This is a genomic window from Streptomyces shinuiensis (assembly GCF_043660855.1).
GTDB lineage: Bacteria > Actinomycetota > Actinomycetes > Streptomycetales > Streptomycetaceae > Streptomyces.
In genome coordinates this window covers 5164802-5184818 of sequence record NZ_JBIHML010000001.1, presented here as the reverse complement: position 1 = coordinate 5184818, position 20017 = coordinate 5164802, and the positions used below count along the sequence as shown (strand labels likewise).

16 protein-coding genes and 1 pseudogene are annotated in these 20017 nt (G+C 75.3%); 8 read left to right on the top strand and 9 right to left on the bottom strand.

Annotated features, from left to right (window positions below; translation table 11 throughout):
* Positions 1 to 16 precede the first annotated feature (16 nt).
* Together ppdK and ACGRHY_RS23520 are read right to left on the bottom strand one after the other, a co-directional pair.
* Positions 17 to 2671 (bottom strand): pyruvate, phosphate dikinase, encoded by a 2655-nt coding sequence (gene ppdK / locus ACGRHY_RS23525; RefSeq protein WP_394637298.1) that lies wholly within the window; start codon positions 2669 to 2671, stop codon positions 17 to 19.
* A 129-nt stretch (positions 2672 to 2800) separates the two neighbouring features.
* Positions 2801 to 3658, bottom strand: coding sequence for a universal stress protein (locus ACGRHY_RS23520; protein ID WP_394637297.1), 858 nt, complete (start codon positions 3656 to 3658; stop codon positions 2801 to 2803).
* A 235-nt stretch (positions 3659 to 3893) separates the two neighbouring features.
* Between ACGRHY_RS23520 and ACGRHY_RS23515 the strand changes: the two genes are divergently transcribed.
* The 3 genes from ACGRHY_RS23515 to ACGRHY_RS23505 all read left to right on the top strand — a co-directional run bounded on the left by ACGRHY_RS23515 (position 3894) and on the right by ACGRHY_RS23505 (position 8023).
* The gene (locus tag ACGRHY_RS23515) at positions 3894 to 6665 is read left to right on the top strand and encodes a bifunctional acetate--CoA ligase family protein/GNAT family N-acetyltransferase (RefSeq protein ID WP_394637296.1); all 2772 of its coding nucleotides are present in this window, start codon (positions 3894 to 3896) and stop codon (positions 6663 to 6665) included.
* Positions 6666 to 6697: 32 nt separating this feature from the next.
* Entirely contained in the window at positions 6698 to 7408 is a 711-nt protein-coding gene (locus ACGRHY_RS23510; RefSeq protein ID WP_394637295.1) for a CBS domain-containing protein, read from the top strand.
* A 93-nt stretch (positions 7409 to 7501) separates the two neighbouring features.
* On the top strand, positions 7502 to 8023 hold the full coding sequence (locus ACGRHY_RS23505) for a flavodoxin domain-containing protein (RefSeq protein WP_394637294.1): 522 nt from the start codon (positions 7502 to 7504) through the stop codon (positions 8021 to 8023).
* A gap of 172 nt (positions 8024 to 8195) precedes the next feature.
* On the opposite strand, the gene ACGRHY_RS23500 is transcribed toward ACGRHY_RS23505, so the two are convergent.
* Positions 8196 to 8591, bottom strand: coding sequence for an OsmC family protein (locus tag ACGRHY_RS23500; protein ID WP_394637293.1), 396 nt, complete (start codon positions 8589 to 8591; stop codon positions 8196 to 8198).
* A 210-nt stretch (positions 8592 to 8801) separates the two neighbouring features.
* On the opposite strand from ACGRHY_RS23500, the gene ACGRHY_RS23495 reads away from it, so the two are divergent.
* Positions 8802 to 9776 carry an Acg family FMN-binding oxidoreductase gene (locus tag ACGRHY_RS23495; protein WP_394637292.1) on the top strand — a complete coding sequence of 325 codons (975 nt, stop codon included), beginning with the start codon at positions 8802 to 8804 and terminating at the stop codon, positions 9774 to 9776.
* Positions 9777 to 9834: 58 nt separating this feature from the next.
* Here ACGRHY_RS23495 and ACGRHY_RS23490 read toward each other — a convergent pair whose 3' ends face one another.
* Positions 9835 to 11550: a sensor histidine kinase gene (locus ACGRHY_RS23490; RefSeq protein ID WP_394637291.1), complete on the bottom strand. Its 1716-nt coding sequence runs from the start codon at positions 11548 to 11550 to the stop codon at positions 9835 to 9837.
* A 363-nt stretch (positions 11551 to 11913) separates the two neighbouring features.
* Between ACGRHY_RS23490 and ACGRHY_RS23485 the strand changes: the two genes are divergently transcribed.
* Positions 11914 to 12198 (top strand): DUF1540 domain-containing protein, encoded by a 285-nt coding sequence (locus ACGRHY_RS23485; protein WP_394637290.1) that lies wholly within the window; start codon positions 11914 to 11916, stop codon positions 12196 to 12198.
* A 493-nt stretch (positions 12199 to 12691) separates the two neighbouring features.
* A pseudogene (locus ACGRHY_RS23480) lies at positions 12692 to 12907 on the top strand (DUF1918 domain-containing protein); the annotation flags it as partial.
* Positions 12908 to 12973: 66 nt separating this feature from the next.
* Here the strand turns inward: ACGRHY_RS23480 and ACGRHY_RS23475 are convergent.
* Together ACGRHY_RS23475 and ACGRHY_RS23470 are read right to left on the bottom strand one after the other, a co-directional pair.
* Positions 12974 to 14002, bottom strand: coding sequence for an Acg family FMN-binding oxidoreductase (locus ACGRHY_RS23475; RefSeq protein WP_394637289.1), 1029 nt, complete (start codon positions 14000 to 14002; stop codon positions 12974 to 12976).
* Positions 14003 to 14142: 140 nt separating this feature from the next.
* Complete coding sequence (locus tag ACGRHY_RS23470) at positions 14143 to 14397, bottom strand: DUF1876 domain-containing protein (protein ID WP_394637288.1); 255 nt, start codon at positions 14395 to 14397, stop codon at positions 14143 to 14145.
* A gap of 398 nt (positions 14398 to 14795) precedes the next feature.
* Between ACGRHY_RS23470 and ACGRHY_RS23465 the strand changes: the two genes are divergently transcribed.
* Both ACGRHY_RS23465 and ACGRHY_RS23460 read left to right on the top strand, forming a co-directional pair.
* Positions 14796 to 16379: a bifunctional aminoglycoside phosphotransferase/ATP-binding protein gene (locus tag ACGRHY_RS23465; protein WP_394637287.1), complete on the top strand. Its 1584-nt coding sequence runs from the start codon at positions 14796 to 14798 to the stop codon at positions 16377 to 16379.
* Positions 16380 to 16465: 86 nt separating this feature from the next.
* Positions 16466 to 17830 (top strand): nicotinate phosphoribosyltransferase, encoded by a 1365-nt coding sequence (locus ACGRHY_RS23460; protein WP_394637286.1) that lies wholly within the window; start codon positions 16466 to 16468, stop codon positions 17828 to 17830.
* 92 nt (positions 17831 to 17922) lie between these two features.
* Here the strand turns inward: ACGRHY_RS23460 and ACGRHY_RS23455 are convergent, their stop codons facing one another.
* The 3 genes from ACGRHY_RS23455 to ACGRHY_RS23445 are packed head-to-tail and all read right to left on the bottom strand — an operon-like array spanning position 17923 to position 19618.
* Entirely contained in the window at positions 17923 to 18615 is a 693-nt protein-coding gene (locus ACGRHY_RS23455; protein WP_394637285.1) for a hypothetical protein, read from the bottom strand.
* Positions 18612 to 19007 (bottom strand): DUF6114 domain-containing protein, encoded by a 396-nt coding sequence (locus ACGRHY_RS23450; protein ID WP_394637284.1) that lies wholly within the window; start codon positions 19005 to 19007, stop codon positions 18612 to 18614. The genes ACGRHY_RS23455 and ACGRHY_RS23450 overlap by 4 nt, the downstream gene beginning before the upstream one ends.
* Positions 18998 to 19618, bottom strand: a complete 621-nt coding sequence (locus tag ACGRHY_RS23445) for a DUF6230 family protein (protein ID WP_394637283.1) — start codon at positions 19616 to 19618, stop codon at positions 18998 to 19000. Before ACGRHY_RS23445 ends, ACGRHY_RS23450 begins: the two co-directional genes overlap by 10 nt.
* Positions 19619 to 20017 lie beyond the last annotated feature (399 nt).

Genomic DNA, 20017 nt, shown 5'->3' with positions numbered 1-20017 from the left:
CGGGAGCGGCCGGAGGTCACGCGGTCGTCGACCGCTCGCGGCCGGGAGCAAGGGCCGCACGGGCCGCCTCCAGACGGGCGACCGGCACCCGGAAGGGGGAGCAGGAGACGTAGTCCAGCTCCGCCTGGTGGAAGAAGTGCACGGAGTCGGGATCGCCGCCGTGCTCACCGCACACCCCCACCTTCAGGCCCGGCCGGGCGGCCCGGCCCTCGTCGACCGCGATCCGCACCAGCCGGCCCACACCCTGCCGGTCGAGCGTCTCGAACGGCGAGTCCTGGAGGATGCCCCGCTCCAGGTAGGCGGAGAAGAACGACGCCTCCACGTCGTCGCGCGACAGCCCCCAGGTGGTCTGGGTCAGGTCGTTGGTGCCCAGGGAGAAGAAGTCGGCCTCGGCCGCGATCCGGTCCGCGGTAAGCGCCGCCCTGGGCAGCTCGATCATCGTGCCGACCGGGCAGGTGACCTCAACCCCCGTCTCCCGGGAGACCTCGGCCAGTACGGCGTCCACCTCGTCGCGCACCAGCCGCAGCTCGTCGGAGGTGTCCACCAGCGGCACCATGATCTCCGCCCGCGGGTCGCCGCCGTCGCGCAGCCGCCGCGCCACGGCCTCGCCCACCGCCCGCACCTGCAGGGCGATCAGCCCGGGCACCACCAGGCCCAGCCGCACCCCGCGCAGCCCCAGCATCGGGTTGTGCTCGTGCATGCGCTCCACCGCGCTCAGCAGCCGCACGTCGTGCGGGTCGGGCTCGCCCCCGGCCGCCTCGGCGGACGCCACCCGCACCGCCAGCTCGGTGTGGTCGGGCAGGAACTCGTGCAGCGGCGGGTCCAGCAGGCGGATGGTGACCGGCAGGCCGTCCATGGCCTCCAGCATGGCGGTGAAGTCCTCGCGCTGCGGCGGCAGCAGCGCCGCCAGCGCCTTCTCGCGCCCGGCGTCGTCCCCGGCCAGGATCATCGCCTCCACCAGACGCCGCCGCTCGCCCAGGAACATGTGCTCGGTGCGGCACAGGCCGATGCCCCGCGCTCCGAAGCGGCGCGCGCGGGCGGCGTCCTCGGGCGTGTCGGCGTTGGCCCGCACGCCCAGACGGCGCGTGGCGTCGGCGTGCTCCATCAGCCGGGCGACCGCGTCGACCACGCCCGGCCGACGCTCCCCCGTCTCGAAGTACCGCATCACCGGGGAGCCCACCAGGGGCAGCTCACCGATGTAGACGGCGCCGGCCGATCCGTCCACGGAGACCGTCTCGCCCTCGGCGACCACCGTGCCGTCCACGGTGAAGCGGCGCGCGGCGGCGTCGATCTCGACGGCCTCGGCTCCGCACACGCACACCCGGCCCATGCCCCGGGCCACCACGGCCGCATGGCTGGTCTTGCCGCCCCGGCTGGTCAGGACCGCCTGGGCGGCCACCATGCCGGGCAGGTCGTCGGGCGTGGTCTCGCCGCGCACCAGCACCACCTTCTCGCCGGCCGCGGCCCGGCGGGCGGCCTCGGCCGAGTCGAAGACCACCGCCCCGAAGGCCGCGCCGGGGGACGCCGGCACCCCGCGGGCCAGCGGCTCGCCGGCCTCGGCGGTGTCGAAGCTCGGGAACATCAGCCGGGCGAGCTGCTCGCCGCTCACCCGGTCCAGGGCCTCGTCCCAGCCGATCGTCCCCTCGTCCGCGAGCTGGGCGGCGATGCGGAAGGCGGCCTCGGCGGTGCGCTTGCCCACCCGGGTCTGCAGCATCCACAGCCTGCCGCGCTCGATGGTGAACTCGATGTCGCACAGATCCCGGTAGTGCCGCTCCAGCCTTTCCATGTACTCGCGCAGCTGCGCGTAGCACTCGGGGTGCAGGCGTTCCAGTTCGGCCAGCGGCACGGTGTTGCGCGCCCCGGAGACCACGTCCTCGCCCTGGGCGTCGGCCAGATAATCGCCGTAGATCCCCTGCAGCCCGGTGGCCGGGTCACGGGTGAAGGCCACACCGGTGCCCGAGTCCGGGCCGGCGTTGCCGAAGACCATCGTCTGGACGTTGACGGCCGTACCCAGGTCCTCGGGGATGTGCTCGCGGCGGCGGTAGACGCGGGCGCGCTCGGTGTTCCACGAGGAGAACACCGCGCGCACCGAGCGCCGCAGCTGCTCGGCCGGGTCCTGCGGGAACTCCTCGCCCGTCCGCTCGCGCACGATGCGGCGGAAGTCCTCCACCAGCAGCCGCCGCTGCCCCGGGTCGGGCCGGCGGGCCAGCGCGTCGGCGAACAGGATCCCGTCGATCCCCATCACCGTGGTGCCGAACATCTGGATCAGCCGCCGGTAGGAGTCCCAGGCGAAGTCCTCGTGCCCGGAGGTCCGGGCCAGTCCGTGCACGGAGGCGTCGTTCAGCCCGATGTCGAGGATCGTCTCCATCATCCCCGGCATGGAGTGACGGGCGCCGGAGCGCACCGACAGCAGCAGCGGATCGTCCGGGTCGCCCAGCCTCCGCCCGGCGGCCCGCTCCAGCGCCGTCAGGTGTCCGGCCACCTCCTCCACCAGCCCCTCGGGCTCGGCGCCGGTGGCCAGGTAGGCACGGCACGCCTCGGTGGTGACGGTGAAACCGGGCGGCACGGGCAGGCCGATGCGGGTCATCTCGGCGAGATTGGCACCCTTGCCCCCGAGCAGGTCGGCCTGCTCCCGGCCCCCCTCGGTGAAGTCCTGGACGTAGCGGGCCATGTCTGGTGTCTCCTCAGCGGCTCGGCGCCCGTGCGGGCCTGGGCCCGGCGGCGGAGCACCTCGGCGGATGGGGTCGCGGACCCGGTGCGGGAGCCTGCCGCGGTGGCCGGCCGCCGCACCGGGCACGGCTCAGTCGTGCGGTACGACGGCCACCGGCGCCGGCGAGTGGTGCATCAGGGCATGGGTGACCGGTCCGGTGTGGAAGCCCAGCCGGGCACGGCGGTTGCGGCGCCCCACCACCAGCAGGGAGGCGTTCTCGGCGGCCTCCAGCAGATGGTGGGCGGCCCTGCCGACCACGGCCTGCGGGCGCACCTCCACCTCCGGGTGCCTCTCCCGCCAGGGGGCCAGCACCCGGGTCAGGGCGTCGGACTTCTCCTCGGCCAGGTCGTCGATCAGGTGGGGGTTCACGGCCACCGGGTTGATGCCGTACACCGGCGGCGGATCCCAGCCGTGGACGACCGTCAGCGGCACCCCGCGCCGGGCGGCGGCGTCGAAGGCGAACTCCAGCAGCTCCTCGCGCGGCCTGGTCAGGTCCAGTCCCACCACGACGTCACCGGTGTCCTGCTCGGCGGTCCCGGCCCGTACCAGCACCACCGGGCACTCCACGTGCGCCACGGTAGACAGCGCCACCGAGCCCACCAGGAAGCCCGTCAGCGTCCCCCGGCCCCGCGAGCCCAGGACAAGCAGCTCCGCCTCGCCCACCGAGTCCCTGACCACCTCGGCCGGGCGGCCGGCCAGCCGCTCCACGGCGACCTCCAGCGGGGGGTGCTTGCGGGCCAGGTCGGCGGCCGTCTCGTCCGGCAGCGCCTCCCACCGCTCCCGCGCCTCCGGGTCCATCCCGGACAGCACCTTCGGATGGGAGTCGTTCTCCTTCACGTGTACGAGCCGCAGCGGCAGCGTGCGGCGCAGTGCCTCGCGGGCCGCCCACTCGGCAGCGGCCAGGCTCTCGCGCGAGCCGTCCAGGCCCACGGTGACGGTGCGGGTCATGGTGTGTACCTCCAAGCCTTCCCTGCGGAGCGGCCGTCCGCTCCACCTTCAGGCTGCGGCCGGGTACCCGCCACCGCGAGGGGACACAGGTCCCGACGGGCGGGACCGACCGGCCTGCCGGGCCGTCCCGCCCCGCCCGGGCCGAACGGCCCCCCGCCGGGCCCCTGCCGGCCCTGGGAGCGGCCCGGTTCCCGTACGACGCTGGAAACCGAGGCAGAAGGAGAGGGGACCGGCCATGACGGGCACCACGAGCACCACCGGAACAGCGGACACCACGGGCGCCGTGCGCCCCGTACGGCCGGCCCACGCGCTGCTGGCCGACGGCCGGACCGTGGAGATCCGCCCCGCCCGCCCCGAGGACCGCACCGGCGTCGAGGGACTGTACGGGCGGATGTCGCCCGAGAACCTGCGCCTGCGGTTCTTCGGCTCCGGCCGCGAGCTGGGCCGGCAGGCCGCCCGCCGCGTCTGCGGGCCGCCCCGCCGCGGCAGCCTGGCCCTGCTGGCCCTCCACGAGGGGCGGCCCGTGGGGATCGCCGAGTACGAGGGCGAGGACGGGAGCGCGGGCCGCACCGCGGAGGTCGCACTGGCGGTCACCGACGAGTTCCACCACCGCGGCGTGGGCACCCTGCTGCTCGAACACCTCGTCCACGCCGCCCGCGCCGCCGGCGTCACCACCTTCGCCGCCGGAGCCCTGGCCGACAACCACGCGATGCGGAAGGTCTTCGCCGACCTCGGGCTGCACACCACCCGCCGCCACGACGCCGGCGAGGTGCGCTGGACCATCCGGCTGGACCCCGACGAGCACTACCTGACCGCCGTCGACGAGCGCGCCCGCACCGCCGACGCCGCCAGCCTCCGCCCGCTGCTGCGCCCCCGTTCCCTCGTCGTGGTGGGCGCCGGCGGGCCGGAGGGTGCGGCGGGCCGCGCCGTCCTGCGCAACCTGCGCCGCGCCGGCTTCACCGGGCGCCTGCTGGCCGTCGCCCCCGGCGCCCGGTCCGTCGAGGGCGTCCCCGCCCACCCCTCGGTGACCGCACTCCCCAAGGCGCCCGATCTGGCCGTCCTGACCCTCCCGGCCCATGAGGTGCCCGAGGCCGCCGAGCAGTGCGGCAAGACGGGCGTGCGCGCCCTGGCCGTCCTCGGCCCCCGCCTCGACGCCGGGCAGGGCGCCGCCCTGCTGGCCGCCTGCCGCCGCCACGGCATGCGCCTGCTCGGCCCCCACTCGCTGGGCGCCGCCAACACCGAGGACGACGTCCGCCTGGCGGCCGTCCTCACCGCCGCGCTCCCGGCGGCCGGCGCCGGCGGCACAGCCGGGGTGGCCGTGCAGTCCGGCGGGGTCGGCGCCGCCCTGCTGGACGGGCTGGCCCGCCTGGGCATCGGCGTCTCCACCTTCGCCTCCCTGGGCGACAAGTACGACGTCAGCGGCAACGACATGCTCCGGTGGTGGGAGGGCGACGGCCGCACCGACCTGGCCCTGCTCCACCTGGAGTCCTTCGGCAACCCGCGCGCCTTCTCCCGCACCGCCCGCCGCGTCGCCCGACGCATGCCCGTGCTCACCGTCGACGCCGGACGCTCCGGGGCCGGACGCCGCGCCGCCGCGGCCCACACCGCCGCCGCGTCCGCCCCCGCCATGACCCGCCGCGCCCTGTTCGCCCAGGCCGGGGTGATCGCCACCCGCGGCATCGGCGAACTCCTGGACACCGCGGCCCTGCTCCACTCCCGGCCCCTGCCCACCGGCACCCGCGTCGCCGTGGTCTCCAACGCCACAGGCGCCGGGGTCCTGGCCGCCGACGCCTGCGCCGAGGCCGGGCTGATCCTGCCCCGGCTGCCCGGCTCCCTCACCACCGAACTGCTCGGCACCCCGCCCGCCGGCGCCTCCACCGCGAACCCCGTCGACACCGGTGCCGCCGACGGGCCCCGGCCGGCCGAGTGCGTGGGACGACTGGCCGGGTACGGAGGCGTGGACGCGGTGCTGGCCGTGCTGGTGCCCACCGCCCCGGCCGGCGGCGGGGAAGACGACGAAGAGGACGGGGAGGACGGTGGCGCCCCGGTCCGCGAACTGCTGCGCACCGCCTCCGCCCACCCCTCCCGCACCATCGTCGCCGTCCTGCCCGGTCAGGCCGAACGCGTCCGCCTGCTCCGCTCGGACGACGGCACCGCGCTCCCGGCGTACGCCGAACCACAGGACGCCGCCCGCGCCCTGGCCCACGCCGCCGAACGGACCCGCTGGCTGGGCCGCCCGCCCGGCGAGACCCCCGAACTCCACGGTGTGGACACCGAGGCCGCCCGCGCCCTGGTCGGCGCCTTCCTCGCCGACCACCCGGGCGGCGGCCTGCTCGGCCCCCGCGACTGCGCCCGCCTCCTGGACCACTACGGCATCCCCCGCCTGCCCCAGGCCTGGGCCGAGGACGAGGACGCCGCCGCCCGTGCCGCCGCCCGCCTGGCCGGGCGGGGCTGCGAACGCACCGTCCTCAAGGCCCACTGGCCCGGCCGGCAGCACGGGAACGGGGAGGACGCGGTCGCCCTCGACCTCCAGGGCGAGGACCGCGTACGGGCCGCCTGGCGGGACCTGTCCGCCCGCCTGGACGGCGCCATGACCGGCGCACTCGTCCAGCCCATGGCAGGGCGCGGCACCGAACTGGTCGCCGGCGTCGTCCAGGACGAGGTGTTCGGCCCCCTGGTCCTCTTCGGACCGGGCGGCACCGCCGCCGAACTCCTGGCCGACCACGCCGCCCGGCTCGCCCCGCTCACCGACCGGGACGTCCACGACCTGATCACCGCACCCCGCTGCGCCCCCCTGCTGCTCGGGCGCCGCGGCGGGCCGGTGGACCTGGACGCCCTGGAACAGATCCTGCTGCGCCTGTCGCGGATGGCCTGCGACCTGCCCGAACTCGCCGAGGCCGGCCTCAGCCCGGTCCTGGCCCGGCCCGACGGCGCCACCGCCGTCGACGCCCGCGTGCGCCTGCTGCCCAGGTGCGCCCACGACCCCCACCTGCGCCGGCTGCGCTGACAGGCCGCCGGAGAGAGAACACGGAGGACACCATGAAGCACAAAGTGGTCGGCGCCGTCATGACGATCGACGTCGTCAAGGCCCACCCGACGACACCCTTCAAGCAGGTCGCCCACCTGCTCTCACGGCACGGCATCAGCGGCCTGCCCGTCGTGGACGACGACGACAAGGTCCTCGGGGTCGTCTCCGAGACCGACCTCCTGGCCCACCAGGCGCGCCAGGGCTCGGACGGCGCCCCGCCCAGGGGGCGCCCCGGCCGCCGCAGGGCCGCCGCCGGACGCCCGCTGACCGCCGGCGAGCTGATGACCGCGCCCGCCGTCACCGTCCACGCCCTGGACTCCGTGGCACGCGCGGCCCGCACCATGGTCGCGCACGGCGTCCAGCGGCTGCCGGTCCTGGACGAGGAGGAGCGGCTGGTCGGCATCGTCACCCGCCGCGACCTGCTGGGTGTCTTCCTCCGCCCGGACGCCGACATCCGCGCCCAGGTCGTCGACGAGGTCCTGGTCCGGTCCCTGTGGCTGTCCCCGGACACCGTCTCCGTCTCCGTCGCCGACGGCGTGGTCACCCTCACCGGGCAGGTCGAGCGGCGCAGCGAGATCCCCGTCGCAACCGCCCTCATCCGTCGCCTCGACGGCGTGGTCGATGTCGTCAGCCGCGTGACCTACCGTCTGGACGACTCACGGCTGCGTCCCGAGGAACCCGCGCTGCACGGCCTCGCCGACCGGTGGCTGCGCAACCACTGACACACCCGCCGGCACGCCGCCGGCACACGACCGGCCCTCCCGGGCACCCGGGAACGTCCCGGACGCCCGGGAGCTCACAGGAAGGCGATCACGATGACACCACCACACGTACTCGTCGCCCACGGCTCGAAGAACGGCTCCACCGCGGAGATCGCCGAGTGGATCGGCCAGGACCTGCGGGAGAGCGGCCTGACCGCCGACGTCCTGCCCGCCGCCGAGGCCGCCGCGCTCGGCGGCCTCGACGCCTACGACGCCGTCCTGCTGGGCTCCGGCCTGTACGCGGGCCGCTGGCGCAGGGAGGCCACCCGCTTCGCCCGGCGCCACCGCCACGCGCTGGCGCGGCTGCCGGTGTGGCTGTTCAGCAGCGGCCCGCTGGACTCCTCCGCCGAGGAGCACGACATCCCGCCCGCCCCCGGCGCCGCACGCGTGGCCGCCCTGATCGACGCACGCGGCCACACCACCTTCGGCGGCCGGCTGGGGGAGGACGCACGCGGCTTCATCGCCCGGCAGATCGTAAAGCAGGGCAAGGGCGGCGATTTCCGCGACCGCGAGCACATCAGGCGGTGGACGCGCTCGGTCGCCGCCGAACTCACCCGGGCGGCCCAGGGCACCTGAACGCCTGAAGCCTCCGTGCCCCACGCGCGGGACACGGCCGACGGCACGGCGAAGGCCCGGCTTCCGGACGGAACCCGGAAACCGGACCGAGGACACCGGACCGCGGGTAAACACCGGGACCGAGACCGCGGCCCGGCCGCTCCCCTCGGCCGGGCCGCTCCCCTCCCCGCGGTCAGCCGATCCCGATGTCCACCCGCGGCGGCTGCCGCAGCGAGTTGTGCACCGTGCAGTGGTCCACCACAGCCGCCAGCGCCCGGGTACGCGCCTCCCCGATGTCCTGCGGCAGCACCACGCGCAGCCGCACCTCCCCCACCCGCGCCGGCCGGTCGGTGGCCATCTCGTACTCCGTCTCCACCCGCAGCCCCTCGCGCGGCAGCCCGTGCCGCGCCAGGTAGCGGCCCGCGTAGAAGCCCACGCACGACGCCAGCGAGGCGACGAACAGGTCCACGGGTGTGGGCCCCAGCCCCTCGCCGCCGGCCTCCGGCGGCTGGTCCACGGTGAACTCGTGACCGCGCACCGAGACCCGGTAGGCATCGCCCCCCGACAGGGCCACCGACACCTTCTCCATGACGCACCTCCTTGACATCGCCCCCAGTCAACCGCCCTGCGCACCTCCGTGGCAGGGGCCGACCGGACGCGCCCGGGGGCCGTACGGCCCCGCTTTCCGGGCCACCCGGCCGCCCGGACCGGTCGGCGGCACGGAACGGGACCAACGGCACTGCCCCGGCGGGCGGTCGCCGGGGCAGTCTGGTGGCGGCCGGAACGGGAGGAGCACACCATGCCACCCACCACACTCGACGCGGTCGTCCTGGAGAGCCTCGTCTCCGCCGCCGTGGCCGCACCGTCGATCCACAACACCCAGCCCTGGCGCTACCGCCTGGACCCCTCCACCGCCACCCTGGAGGTACGCGCCGCCGCGGGACGGGGACTGCGCCACGCCGACCCCGTCGGGCGGGCCCTGCACGTCTCCGTCGGCGCCGCCCTGTTCAACCTCCGCGTGGCGGTGGCCCACACCGGCTGGGAACCGGCCGTACGCCTGCTGCCCCGCCCCGCCGAGCCGGAGCTGCTGGCCTCCGTGCGTCCGGTGAGGACCGGCGCCACCGATCCGCGCCACCGCCCCGACCTGTACGCCGCCCTGTGGCGCCGGCACAGCAGCCGCTTCCCCTTCTCCCCCCACCGCCCGCCCGGCGGGCTCCTGCGCGAACTGGCCGCCGCCGCCCGTGCCGAGGGCGCCTCCCTGTGGTTCCCCGGCGCCCGGGACACCGTCCGGATGATGCGCCTGACCGCCGCGGGTGAACGCCGCAACACCGAGACCGACGAACGCCGCGCCGAGAACCGCTCCTGGATGCGCGAGGGAGCCCACGACGGGCTCCCCGGCGCCGCCCTGGGCGCCCGGGACGCCACCGGGCGCCTGCCGCTGCGTGACTTCTCCGGCGTCGGGGCGGCCGGCACCCTCACGGCCCGGTTCGAGACCGGGCCCACCATCGCCGTCCTGGCCACGGCCCGCGACCGGCGCGCGGACTGGCTCCGCGCCGGCCAGGCGCTGGAACACGTCCTGCTGGTCGCCACCGCCCACTCGGTGCGGACCTCACTGCTGCACCAGGCTCTGGAGTGGCCGGACCTCAGGATGTCCCTGCGGCGCGTCACCTCGGGCCCGCGGTACGTCCAGATGCTTGTCCGCCTCGGCTACGGCCCCGAGGGACCGGTCACGCCGCGCCGGCCCGTGCGGGAGGTGCTGGAGACGAGGGCCTGACCGCGCCATCCGGTCCAGCCGTCCGGCCGCGCCGTCCCGGCTCGCGGGCCCCGGCGCCTCAGGCCCCGTCCAGCGGCACCCGCCACACCAGGCGGGAGCCGCCGGACGGCGGTCTCTCCACCAGCAGCTCGCCGCCGAGCTTCTCGGCGCGCTCGGCCAGGTTCACCAGCCCGCTGCGGCGACCGCCCTCCGGAATGCCCACCCCGTCGTCGGCCACCGTGGCGGTCAGGGAACCGCCCCTCACCACCAGCGAGACCTCGGCCACCGCGGCCCGCGCGTGCCGCGCCACGTTCGAAAGCGCCTCGGCCAACACCGCCACCACATGGTCGGCCACGGCAGGCGGCACATCGGTGTCCACCAGCCCCTCCATGCGCAGGGCCGGGGTGAAGCCCAGGTTCCCCACGGCCTCCTCCACCAGCCGGGCCACCCGCACCCGCAGTCCCTGCTGCCGGGCCCGGCCGTCCCCGTGGCTGCGCAGACCGAAGATCGTCGATCTGATGATCTTGATGGTCTCGTCCAGATCGTCCACGGCCCGCAGCAGCCGCTCGCTCGCCTCCTGGTGCTGGACGAAGCGCACCGCGCTCTGCAGAGTCATGCCCGTGGCGAACAGCCGCTGGATGGCCAGGTCGTGCAGATCGCGGGCGATGCGGTCGCGGTCCTCCAGCAGTGCCACCTGCTCGGCCGCCCGGCGCCGCTCCGCCAGCTCCATGGCCACCGCGGCCTGTCCGGAGAAGGACGCCAGCGGGGCCGTCTCCGTCTCCGTGAACGGCGCGCGCCTCTCCCTGCGCGCCAGCAGCAGCACGCCGCGCACCCCGTCGCCGGCGCCCATCGGCACCGCCACCGCCGGGCCCATGCCCTTCCAGCGTTCCGTACCCGCCGAGATGCGGGGGTCGTTCGCGATGTCGGCACTGGTGATCGCCTCGCCGGCGGCCAGCGCCGCCCCCACGAAGGATCCCTGCCCGGGCAGCACCAGCCCGCGGAACTCCTCTGCGCGCTCCCCCTGGGCCAGCACCACCTGGAGGTTCCCGGTGTCCTCCAGGGGCAGGGCCAGTACGCCCAGGTCGGCGGCGAGGATGTGGCGCGCGTGGTCGACGACCAGCGCCAGCACCTCCTGCTCGTCCGCCCCGGACAGCAGTCCGGCGGTGATCTCGGCGTTGGCCTCCATCCAGCGCTCGCGGTTGCGGGCCTGCTCGTAGAGGCGGGCGTTCTCGATGGCCACGCCGGCCGCCACGGCGAGGGTGGACAGCACCGCCTCGTCCTCGGCGTCGAACTCCGCGCCGCCCCGCTTCTCGGTCAGGTAGAGGTTGCCGAAGACTTCCTCGCGCACCCGGATCGGCACGCCCAGGAAGGAGTGCATCGGCGGGTGGTTGGGCGGGAAGCCCGAGGAGTTGCGGTGCTCGGCCAGATCCGGGATGCGCAGCGGCTCCGGGTGGCGGATCAGCTCGCCCAGCAGCCCGTGGCCCGACGGCAGGGGGCCGATGGGTTCGACCAGTTCCTCCTCGATGCCCACCGGGATGAACTGGGACAGCCCGCCGTCCTCACCGATGACGCCGAGGGCACCGTACTCGGCGTCGACCAGCAGCACCGCGGCCTCCACGATCCGCTGGAGCGCATGGGACAGATCCAGCTCCTGTCCCACCGACATCACGGCCTCGAGCAGACTGTGCACCCGGTCCCGGGTGCCGCGCACCGCGTCAACGCGAGCCTGCAGCTCGTCCAGCAACTCGTCCAACTGCAGCCGAGGCAGACGCCCTGCGTCCTTCTCGCTCCCCATGCCCACCGGTCCTTCCGTCAGGCCCCAGAGCCTTTACCCAAAGGTATCGGTTCACCCGGGCGGACCGCTGCCCCTCCTCGGAGTGTTCGGTTCCTGCCGTTCCTCCCGGCCTTCCCGGCTCTTTCGGTGCCGGGAGCGCCCGGATGCGCTCCTCCGTTTGCAATACGAACTGCTTGGCACATTATTTATCCGTGCAGAGGTCCGACGACCTCTCCGTGCTCGGCCCATCGGGTGAACTGCGGCGGTTCGGGTGCAGGCGCCTCCGCCCGGCCGGGAAAGCCTCCACCTCGGACAGCCCGGCCTCGGCCGGGTGCCCGAAAACCGAAAGCGCCCGAGGACACCCGAAGAGCACTGGAGAGATCCATGGACATGCCCGCTGTGACCGAATGCGCCGTGGAGTCCTGCGCGTACAACAGGGAGCACGCCTGCCACGCACTCGCCATCACCGTCGGCGACCCCCAGCAGGCCCAATGCGACACGTTCTTCACCGCCCCTCGCAAGGGCGGGAGCCCGGAGGCCGCCGCGCACGTCGGCGCCTGCAAGATGTCGGACTGCCGGCACAACACCGATTTCGAGTGCCAGGCGACCGGCATCTCGGTGGGCGCCCTGCACGGCACGGCCGACTGCCTGACCTACTCCCCGAACTGACCCGTTCCCGAGCCGGCTCCGCCGGCCCCCGTCCCGCCCGTCGCCGGAGGGCCGCACGGATCTCCCCCCTCGGTGGCGGGGTGCGGCACAAGGAGCGGTTCGCCGCCGGGCCTCAGCTGCGTCTTCGGTGCGGGGACGGGCGGGCCGGCCGTCGCGTACGACGGTGGCCGCCACGGTGCCGGGCGGCAGGTCGATGTCCGCCGGCGTCCGCCCGGCGGCGCGGGAGCGGGGCGTGATCGCGGTCTCGACCACGTCCACACCCGCCGGATCGGTGAACTGGTCGGTCAGCAGCCGCCGGGAGCCGCGGCGGGCGGCTGGGCGCGTACCTCCCGCGCCGTGCGGCGGCCTCGGCCCCGGTCGGGCCGCGCGGGGAGGTGCCCGGCGGTTGCGGGTACGGCGCCGCGGGGTACCCGATCCCGTACCCGGGGCGCACGGAGGCCGGACCACGGCATCGGGGGCGGGCGCCGGAGAGTTTCGGAGAGCGGTGACGACCATGCACGCGGAACTGGGAGACGAGCTGATCATCGAGAGCCCGGCCACGGGCGTCGCCAGGCGGGACGGCGAGATCGTCGGGCTGCACCACGGCGACGGGACACCGCCGTACGACGTGCGCTGGTCGGACACCGGCCGGGTGTCACTGGTCTTCCCCGGTCCCGACGCCCACGTCCGTCATCTGCACCACCACGAGGACCCGGGCGCCGCGGAGCCGGGCGGAGCCGACCAGGGGTGACCCGGCCGGATCCGGCCGTGGCGCGTCGAGCCGCGGCTCGACGCGCTACGGCTCGATGTCGAGCACCTCGCCCGGTGGGCGGCGCGGGGTGCCGGGCCCCGGCGGCCCGTATCCCAGCCGCAGCACCGTCTGCACCTGGCCCCGGCCCGACACCGGATCGCGCAGCGGCCAGCGCAGGTCGGGCCACTCCACGGGCTGGGTGGCCGGCGAGCCCACCAGGCCCTCCAGGGTGGCCAGCAGCAGGACGCGCTCCATGGCCTGCCCCGCCCTCAGCCAGTCACCGGGACGGTCCTTCACCGTGCTGAGCAGGGCGATCTGCGGACGCCGCTCGAAGGTCTCCGAGCGGCGTCCGGCCACGCGCCCGGTGCCCGCGAAGTCCCGTACCGGGGCGCGCCCGTCGAACTTGCGCGGCCCGAAGGCGTACTCGGGGACCCCGTCGCCGGCCGAGTCCGCCCCGCCTCCGGCGTCCGCCCCGGTGGTTGTGGCGGTTCCGGCACGGGTCCAGTGCGCCAGGTCCTCCGCCTCTCCGAGGTCGGCGCGGTTGCGGGCCTCGGCCTCCTCCACCAGTTCCAGCACCCACCGCAGATGCCGCGGCCCGGGGAAGTCCAGCAGGGCGCCCTCCCGCAGGGCGGCGTCGGCCAGCGCGGTGCGCAGCGCCCGGGGGATCCCGGTCTCGGTGAACGGCCGGCGGCTGGTGTGGCGGCGGTGGACGGCCGGGTGGAGCGCGCCGGTCCCGTCCTCGCCGCCCCCGCCGTCGCCGGGGCCGGCCGGCCGCACCACGGCGAGCAGGGCGGGATCGTCCGGGTCCGGCAGCAGCCGGGTCACCGGCCGCAGCCCCTCGTGGGCGAGCGCGACTCTCAGGTTGAACAGGGCGGCGCCGCAGCTGATGTGGAGGGCCCGCCCGTCGGGGTCGGCGTGCAAAAGCGCCCGGCCGAAGTCCGCGCGCACCTGGAAGGCGCCCTCACTCCTCAGATAGCGGAACCGCCACGGCTGGGTGTTGTGCACGGACGGGGCCGCGGCGGCGTCGCGGACCGCGGCCGTCACGCGTTCGTCGGACATCTCCCGTGTGCTCATCGGGCCTCCGGTCCTGGCGGCCCGCCGACCTGCCGGTGCGAGCGGCCCCCCGGAGGACGCGCCCGCGGGCCGGGAGCGCGTCCGGGGCCGGTTGAGCCGGGTGCCGGGCCGGATCCCCGGCCGGTGTCCGGGTGCCGGGGTCAGGGCCCGGGGTGCGCCACGCCCTCGATGTCGGTGCGCGCGACGGTCAGCAGCTTCTGTGCCAGGTCGTTCATCGCACGTCCCGCCGCGAGCTCGTCGCCGATCTCGGGGACGTCCCTGTCGTGCGGATTGCGCCGTGCGACGCCCTGCCCGCTGATCTCCGTGCCACCGAGGTCCAGTACCGCGCGGGCCTTCGTCGTGCCCTCGTCCTCGAAGAGGTGGAGGCGGACCTTCCAGTCCTGTGTATGAGCCATCGTCTGCTCCCTGGGGTGGTGCGGGGCCGATGCGGTCCGGATGCGTTCGGCCCGGTCCGTTGTCCGCGCCTGCCGCGGCCGTCCGCAGCCTTCTCGGCGCGGCCGTGTCTCCCGCGGCGCCCTCCGCCCGCCGGACCCGCCGGCTTCGCTGGTCGCCGCACCGGGCATCGCCGGCATCTCCCCGGCGTGGATACGCCTCCGGCCTCTGCCTCCCACGGTAACCCCGGCGCCGTGAGGGTTCCATCGGACGGCGTACGCCCCGCGCCCCCGCTCCGGGCGGACGGGGGTTTCCGAAACGGCCTCCCCGGTACTCCCCACCGGGTGGCGGCCACCGGCCCCGCCCGCACGGTCCCCGTACGACACCGGCACCACCTCCGACGCAGCCAGGGAGCCACAGGATGCCCACACCCCCGCACCCCGGCCCCGGCCCCGGCCCCGGCCCCGACATCGGAGCGGAAGCGGCGCACCCTCCGCGCGCGGGGGTCCAGGAGACCCACACCGCGGTGCTGTTCTTCCTCGGGGACCGTGTCTACAAGCTCAAGAAGCCGGTCGGCCTGGGGTTCGTGGACTTCACCACCCTCGCCGCCCGGCGGTGGGGGTGCGAGCGGGAGATCGAGCTCAACCGCCGTTTCGCGCCCGACGTCTACCTGGGGCTCGCGGAGGTCCACTGCCCCTTCGACGCCTCCTCCGGGCAGGGCGAGGACGGCGGGCCCGAGCCGGTCGTGGTGATGCGCCGTATGCCGGCCGGGCGCCGGCTGGCCGCTCTGGTGCGCCGGGGCGCGGACGTGCGGGAGCCGCTGCGGGCCGTGGCGCGGCTGCTGGCGGCGCGGCACGCGGACTCCCCGCGCGGCCCGGAGGTGGTGCGCGAGGGCACCCGGGACGCGCTCGCCGGGCGCTGGGAGGCGAACTTCACCGAGGTCCGCGCCCTGGAGGGCGCCATCGAGCTGCCCGAGGGGGTGATCGAGGCCGAGCGGCTGGTGCGCCGCTACCTCGGCGGCCGCGAGGTGCTGTTCGAGACGCGCGTCCGGCGGCACCGGGTCGTCGACGGACACGGCGATCTGCGGGCCGAGGACGTCTTCTGCCTCGACGACGGCCCGCGCGTCCTGGACTGCCTGGAGTTCGACGACCGGCTGCGCCACGTCGACGGCCTGGACGACGCCGCCTTCCTCGCGATGGACCTGGAGCGGCTGGGCGCGCCGGACGCGGCGGCGTTCTTCCTGGCCCGCTACAGCGAGTACTCCGCGGACCCCGCACCGCCCTCCCTGTGGCACCACTACGTCGCCTACCGCGCCTTCGTCCGTGCCAAGGTCTCCCTCATCCAGGCCGTCCAGGGCACGCCGGACGCGAGGGAGGAGGCACGGGGGCTGGTCACCGCGGCCCTGCGCCATCTGCGCGCCTCCGCCGTACGCCTGGTCCTGGTCGGCGGACTGCCGGGCCGCGGCAAGTCCACGCTCTCGGGAGCGCTGGCGGACCGGATGGGCGTCACGCTGCTCAGCAGCGACCGCGTCCGCAAGGAACTGGCGGGCATCCCGGCCGAGCAGCCGGCGCCCGCACCGTACGGCGAGGGCCTGTACACGCCCGAGCGGACGCGCGCCGTCTACGCCGCCCTCCTGGACCGCGCCGCCGCCCTGCTGGCCTCGGGCGAGTCGGTGGTGCTGGACGCGAGCTGGACGGATCCGGAGCAGCGGGAGGCGGCCCGGCGGACCGCCGGGCGCGCCGGTGCGGATCTGGTCGCCCTGCACTGCCGGACGCCGGGTGGTGTGGCCGCCTCCCGGCTGGCCGGCCGCGCGCCGGGAGCCTCCGACGCCGGGGCGGAGGTGGCCGCCGCGATGGCACGGCGGGAGGCGCCGTGGCCGGAGGCCGTCGCCGTGGACACCTCCGGGCCTCTCCGGGCGGCGGCCGACCGGGCACTGGCGGCCGTGTACCCGTACGGCGCCGGGCCCGCACCGGTCTTCCGCCGCCCCTACATGGAGCCGGACTGACGGGCCGACGGCCGGAGCGGTGTCCTGCCGGACAGGCCGCCCCCCGCGAAGATGCGCCGGGCCGCACACGGAAGGATGATTCGGACATGACCGGACAGATGGCCGTCCCAGGAGCGCTCACCACGGATCTGTACGAGGTGAGCATGGCCCTGGCCTACCTGCGCGAGGACATGACCGGCGAGGCCGTCTTCAGCCTGTTCGTGCGGAAGCTGCCGCCGCACCGCGGCTTCCTGGTGACGGCGGGGCTGGAGTCGGCGCTGTCGTATCTGGAGGGGCTTCGGGTCGGCGCGAGCGAGGCCGCCGCCTTCGCCGAGGCGCTGAACCGGCCGGTGGAGGACCTGGAGCCGATGCGGGGCCTGGAGTTCACCGGCGAGGTGCGGGCCGTGCCCGAAGGCCGGATCGTGCTGGCGGGCGAGCCGCTGCTGGAGGTGACCGCGCCGCTGCCGCAGGCGCAGCTCGTGGAGACCTGTCTGCTCAACCAGCTCAGCCACCAGACGGCCATCGCGTCGAAGGCCGCGCGCTGCGTCCTGGCCGCCGACGGCCGCCCGGTGGTGGACTTCTCGCTGCGCCGCACCCACGGGATCGAGGCCGGTCTGCGCATGGCCCGGCTCGGCGCCCTGGTGGGTTTCGCCGGCACCAGCGACGTGGCCGCGTCAGCCGCCTACGGCATCCCGGCGGTGGGCACCATGGCGCACTCCTTCGTGGAGGCGTACGAGGACGAGGAGGCGGCGTTCCGCGCCTTCGCCCGGGTCCATCCGGGTCCGGTGACCTTCCTGGTGGACACTTACGACACCGAGGAGGGCGTGCGGACGGCGGCGCGGGTGTTGCGCGATCTGGGGTACGGGCCCGGCTGCGCCGTCCGGCTCGACAGCGGCGATCTGGGCGAACTGGCGGTGCGCGCGCGGCGGATCCTGGACGGGGCCGGGCTGGAGGAGGTACGGATCACCGCCAGCGGCGGCCTGGACGAGTACGGCGTCGACCGCCTGGTGCGTTCCGGCGCCCCGATCGACACCTACGCCGTGGGCACCCGTGTCGGGGTCTCGGCCGACGCCCCCTATCTGGACTCCGCCTACAAGCTGGTGGCCTACGACGGACGGCCGGTGATGAAGCTGTCGGCGGCCAAGGTGACCGCTCCGGGGGCCAAGCAGGTCTTCCGCGGCCCGGGCCTCGCCGATGTCGTCGGGCTGCGGGAGGAAGAGGCGCCGTCCGGTGCCGAACCGATGCTGGAGACGGTGATGACCGGCGGCCGGCGCGTCGCCGCCCCCGCGCCCCTGGCGGCCGCCCGCGAACGCTTCGAGGCCGATCTGGCCCGGCTGCCCGGGGAGGCGCGGCGTGTGGTGGATCCGGTGCCGCCGGAGCCCGTCGCCTCCGAGGCCCTGTCGAACCTGACCGCCGGGGTGCGCTCCCGTATCGAGGAGCGGGTGTTCGGCGGCCGCAGGGCGGGCGGCTGACCCGCGGGACGCCGGCCGTACGGCGGCGCGGCGGGCCCCGGGCGGTTGCCTGGTCGCCGCCCGGGGCCCTTGGGGGAGCCGCCGCTCCCGGGTCAGTCGGTCACGGTGATCTGCGAGGCGGGGTCGGTCACGTCGGTGATGTCGTAGGCGGCGTTGAAGACGGAGCTGCTCGCGCTGGTCGGGCAGCCGAATCCGCCGACGACGTCGACGGGCACGGAGACGTCGGTGAAGGTGAGCTCGGAGGGCGCCCCGTTGGTCCAGGTGCCGGGGATCGAGGCGCCGGCGTCGGGCGCGGCGGTCACGGTGCAGTTGGCCAGGCCACTGGTCTTGACGACCAGGCCGCCGCTGGGCATGGACAGGGTCGCGGTGGACGGCGCCCCGTGCTGGACGGAGACGCCCCAGCCTCCGCTGGTGGTGACGGTGGCCCAGACGCCCGGCATGTTGGTGTGGCACGAGCTGTAGGTGGGCGCGTTGAGGGGGCCTCCGACCGGTCCGGCGGCGTTGCTGTTGTCCGGGGCCTGCGGGACGCGGTTGGCGTCGCCGGTGCCCGTGGGTGCGGAGCTGGAGACCGTGCAGGTCACCGTCACGCTGCCGGCCTTGAAGGTGGCGCTGCCGTTGAGGTCGGCGGCGAAGTAGTGCCCGGCGGGGGTGACGGTCGTGGAGCCCGCGACGGCGGCCGGCTCGGCCGCGGCGGTGCCGGCCCCGGCCAGGGTCAGGGCGGCCGCGGCGGCCAGACCGGCGCCGATGGACAGGGGAGTGCGGGAACGTGATGCGCTGAGGGTCACGCTTCCTCCTGGACTGAGGGGGGGTTGGGGTGGAGGGGTTCCGGCGCGGGCGCCGTCCCCGGCTGCCAGCCGAAGACGAGCCCGCCGCCGATGAGTCCGGCGACCGTCCCGATCAGGAAGCCGCCGAGATTGGAGAGGACCAGCGCGGCCGCGGCGATCATGGCCGTGAGGATGCCGGTGAGGGTGCGGTAGTACGGCGTGAACCAGGCCGACAGACCCAGCACGATCAGTACGGCACCCAGGAGGACGGACGCGGCGCCCGCGGCCCCCTGGTGCAGCATGACCTTCATCGGGGCCAGGGGGATGACCGCGATCTCCACGCCCGCGGCGACGGTGACCAGTCCTCCCCAGAAGGGCCGGCCGCGGCGCCAGCGCCGCCACCTCAGAAGCATTCGCGCTTACCCTTGGTGATCTTCATGCTGAGGTCGGCGAGCTTGAACGTGCCCGCGTTGGTGGCCCACGCGGTCTGCTTCAGATCGCTGATCTCGAAGGTGTCGGCCTGCTGGGAGAAGGCGTCCTGCATTCCCTGGGCTCCGTCGGGGCCCTTGTCCAGCGTGGAGGCGTCGCGGCCGATCTCGATGTTCTTGAACGAGGCGTCACCCGAGAGCTGGGTGGCGTCCACGAACAGGTCGGCGGCCTCCACCGGTTTGTCGCCGGTGCCGGCGGAGAGTCTGAGCGAGATGTCGCCGAGGATGGGCAGGGTGGTGACGACGGACTGGCACAGGCTCTCCATCTCCGCCTTCTTGATGCCGGTCACCGCGACGGGCAGCAACTGGTCGCGGGCGTTGATGTCCACACTGCCGTACTGCACGAAGCCGGTGCCGGTGAGCCGGTCCGCGGACACCTTGAACTGCTGGCCGGACACGGCGAACGACGCGGCGAGGGCTCCCTCGGCCAGCGCGACGGCCAGTACGCCGGTGACGGCGAAGCCGGGCACGCACACGGCGGCGAACCTGCGCCATCTGACGCGGCCGTCCACGGGTCTCTCCTGCTCGTCCTTCATGACACACCCTTCCGGCGGAGCCCGCGAACGTCTCGCGGACGTGCCTGTGGCATACGGATTGCGAGGTCCTGTGCTGGTGCGGTGCTGGCGTTCGCACCGGTGCGGCGCCGCCGCGCTGCTTGCCGTGCGCGGCACGGCGGCGGACCGGTGCGTACGGTGGCGCGGCTCCGCCCCGCGCCCGGCCGGGGCGCACGGGGAGGCTCCCGGTATTAGTGAACATGTCAATACCAGCGAGTAGGTTGACTCTAGGTACGCCACCGGTCACTGGCAAGGTTCCGCGCAGCCCCTTTTCGGCCATTCGGAGGCCGTTCGCACGGAGCCGCCCACACCGGGCCGCCCATACCGGGCCGCCGGAGAAAAGGCCGGCCCCGGAACCCTCCGGGGGTTCCGGGGCCGGCC

Excerpts from the sequence above, each read along its gene's own strand:
- ppdK (WP_394637298.1), bottom strand. The coding sequence starts at position 2,671 with ATGGCCCGCTACGTCCAGGACTTCACCGAGGGGGGCCGGGAGCAGGCC.
- ACGRHY_RS23520 (WP_394637297.1), bottom strand. The coding sequence starts at position 3,658 with ATGACCCGCACCGTCACCGTGGGCCTGGACGGCTCGCGCGAGAGCCTG.
- ACGRHY_RS23515 (WP_394637296.1), top strand. The coding sequence starts at position 3,894 with ATGACGGGCACCACGAGCACCACCGGAACAGCGGACACCACGGGCGCC.
- ACGRHY_RS23510 (WP_394637295.1), top strand. The coding sequence starts at position 6,698 with ATGAAGCACAAAGTGGTCGGCGCCGTCATGACGATCGACGTCGTCAAG.
- ACGRHY_RS23505 (WP_394637294.1), top strand. The coding sequence starts at position 7,502 with ATGACACCACCACACGTACTCGTCGCCCACGGCTCGAAGAACGGCTCC.
- ACGRHY_RS23500 (WP_394637293.1), bottom strand. The coding sequence starts at position 8,591 with ATGGAGAAGGTGTCGGTGGCCCTGTCGGGGGGCGATGCCTACCGGGTC.
- ACGRHY_RS23495 (WP_394637292.1), top strand. The coding sequence starts at position 8,802 with ATGCCACCCACCACACTCGACGCGGTCGTCCTGGAGAGCCTCGTCTCC.
- ACGRHY_RS23490 (WP_394637291.1), bottom strand. The coding sequence starts at position 11,550 with ATGGGGAGCGAGAAGGACGCAGGGCGTCTGCCTCGGCTGCAGTTGGAC.
- ACGRHY_RS23485 (WP_394637290.1), top strand. The coding sequence starts at position 11,914 with ATGGACATGCCCGCTGTGACCGAATGCGCCGTGGAGTCCTGCGCGTAC.
- ACGRHY_RS23475 (WP_394637289.1), bottom strand. The coding sequence starts at position 14,002 with ATGAGCACACGGGAGATGTCCGACGAACGCGTGACGGCCGCGGTCCGC.
- ACGRHY_RS23470 (WP_394637288.1), bottom strand. The coding sequence starts at position 14,397 with ATGGCTCATACACAGGACTGGAAGGTCCGCCTCCACCTCTTCGAGGAC.
- ACGRHY_RS23465 (WP_394637287.1), top strand. The coding sequence starts at position 14,796 with ATGCCCACACCCCCGCACCCCGGCCCCGGCCCCGGCCCCGGCCCCGAC.
- ACGRHY_RS23460 (WP_394637286.1), top strand. The coding sequence starts at position 16,466 with ATGACCGGACAGATGGCCGTCCCAGGAGCGCTCACCACGGATCTGTAC.
- ACGRHY_RS23450 (WP_394637284.1), bottom strand. The coding sequence starts at position 19,007 with ATGCTTCTGAGGTGGCGGCGCTGGCGCCGCGGCCGGCCCTTCTGGGGA.
- ACGRHY_RS23445 (WP_394637283.1), bottom strand. The coding sequence starts at position 19,618 with ATGAAGGACGAGCAGGAGAGACCCGTGGACGGCCGCGTCAGATGGCGC.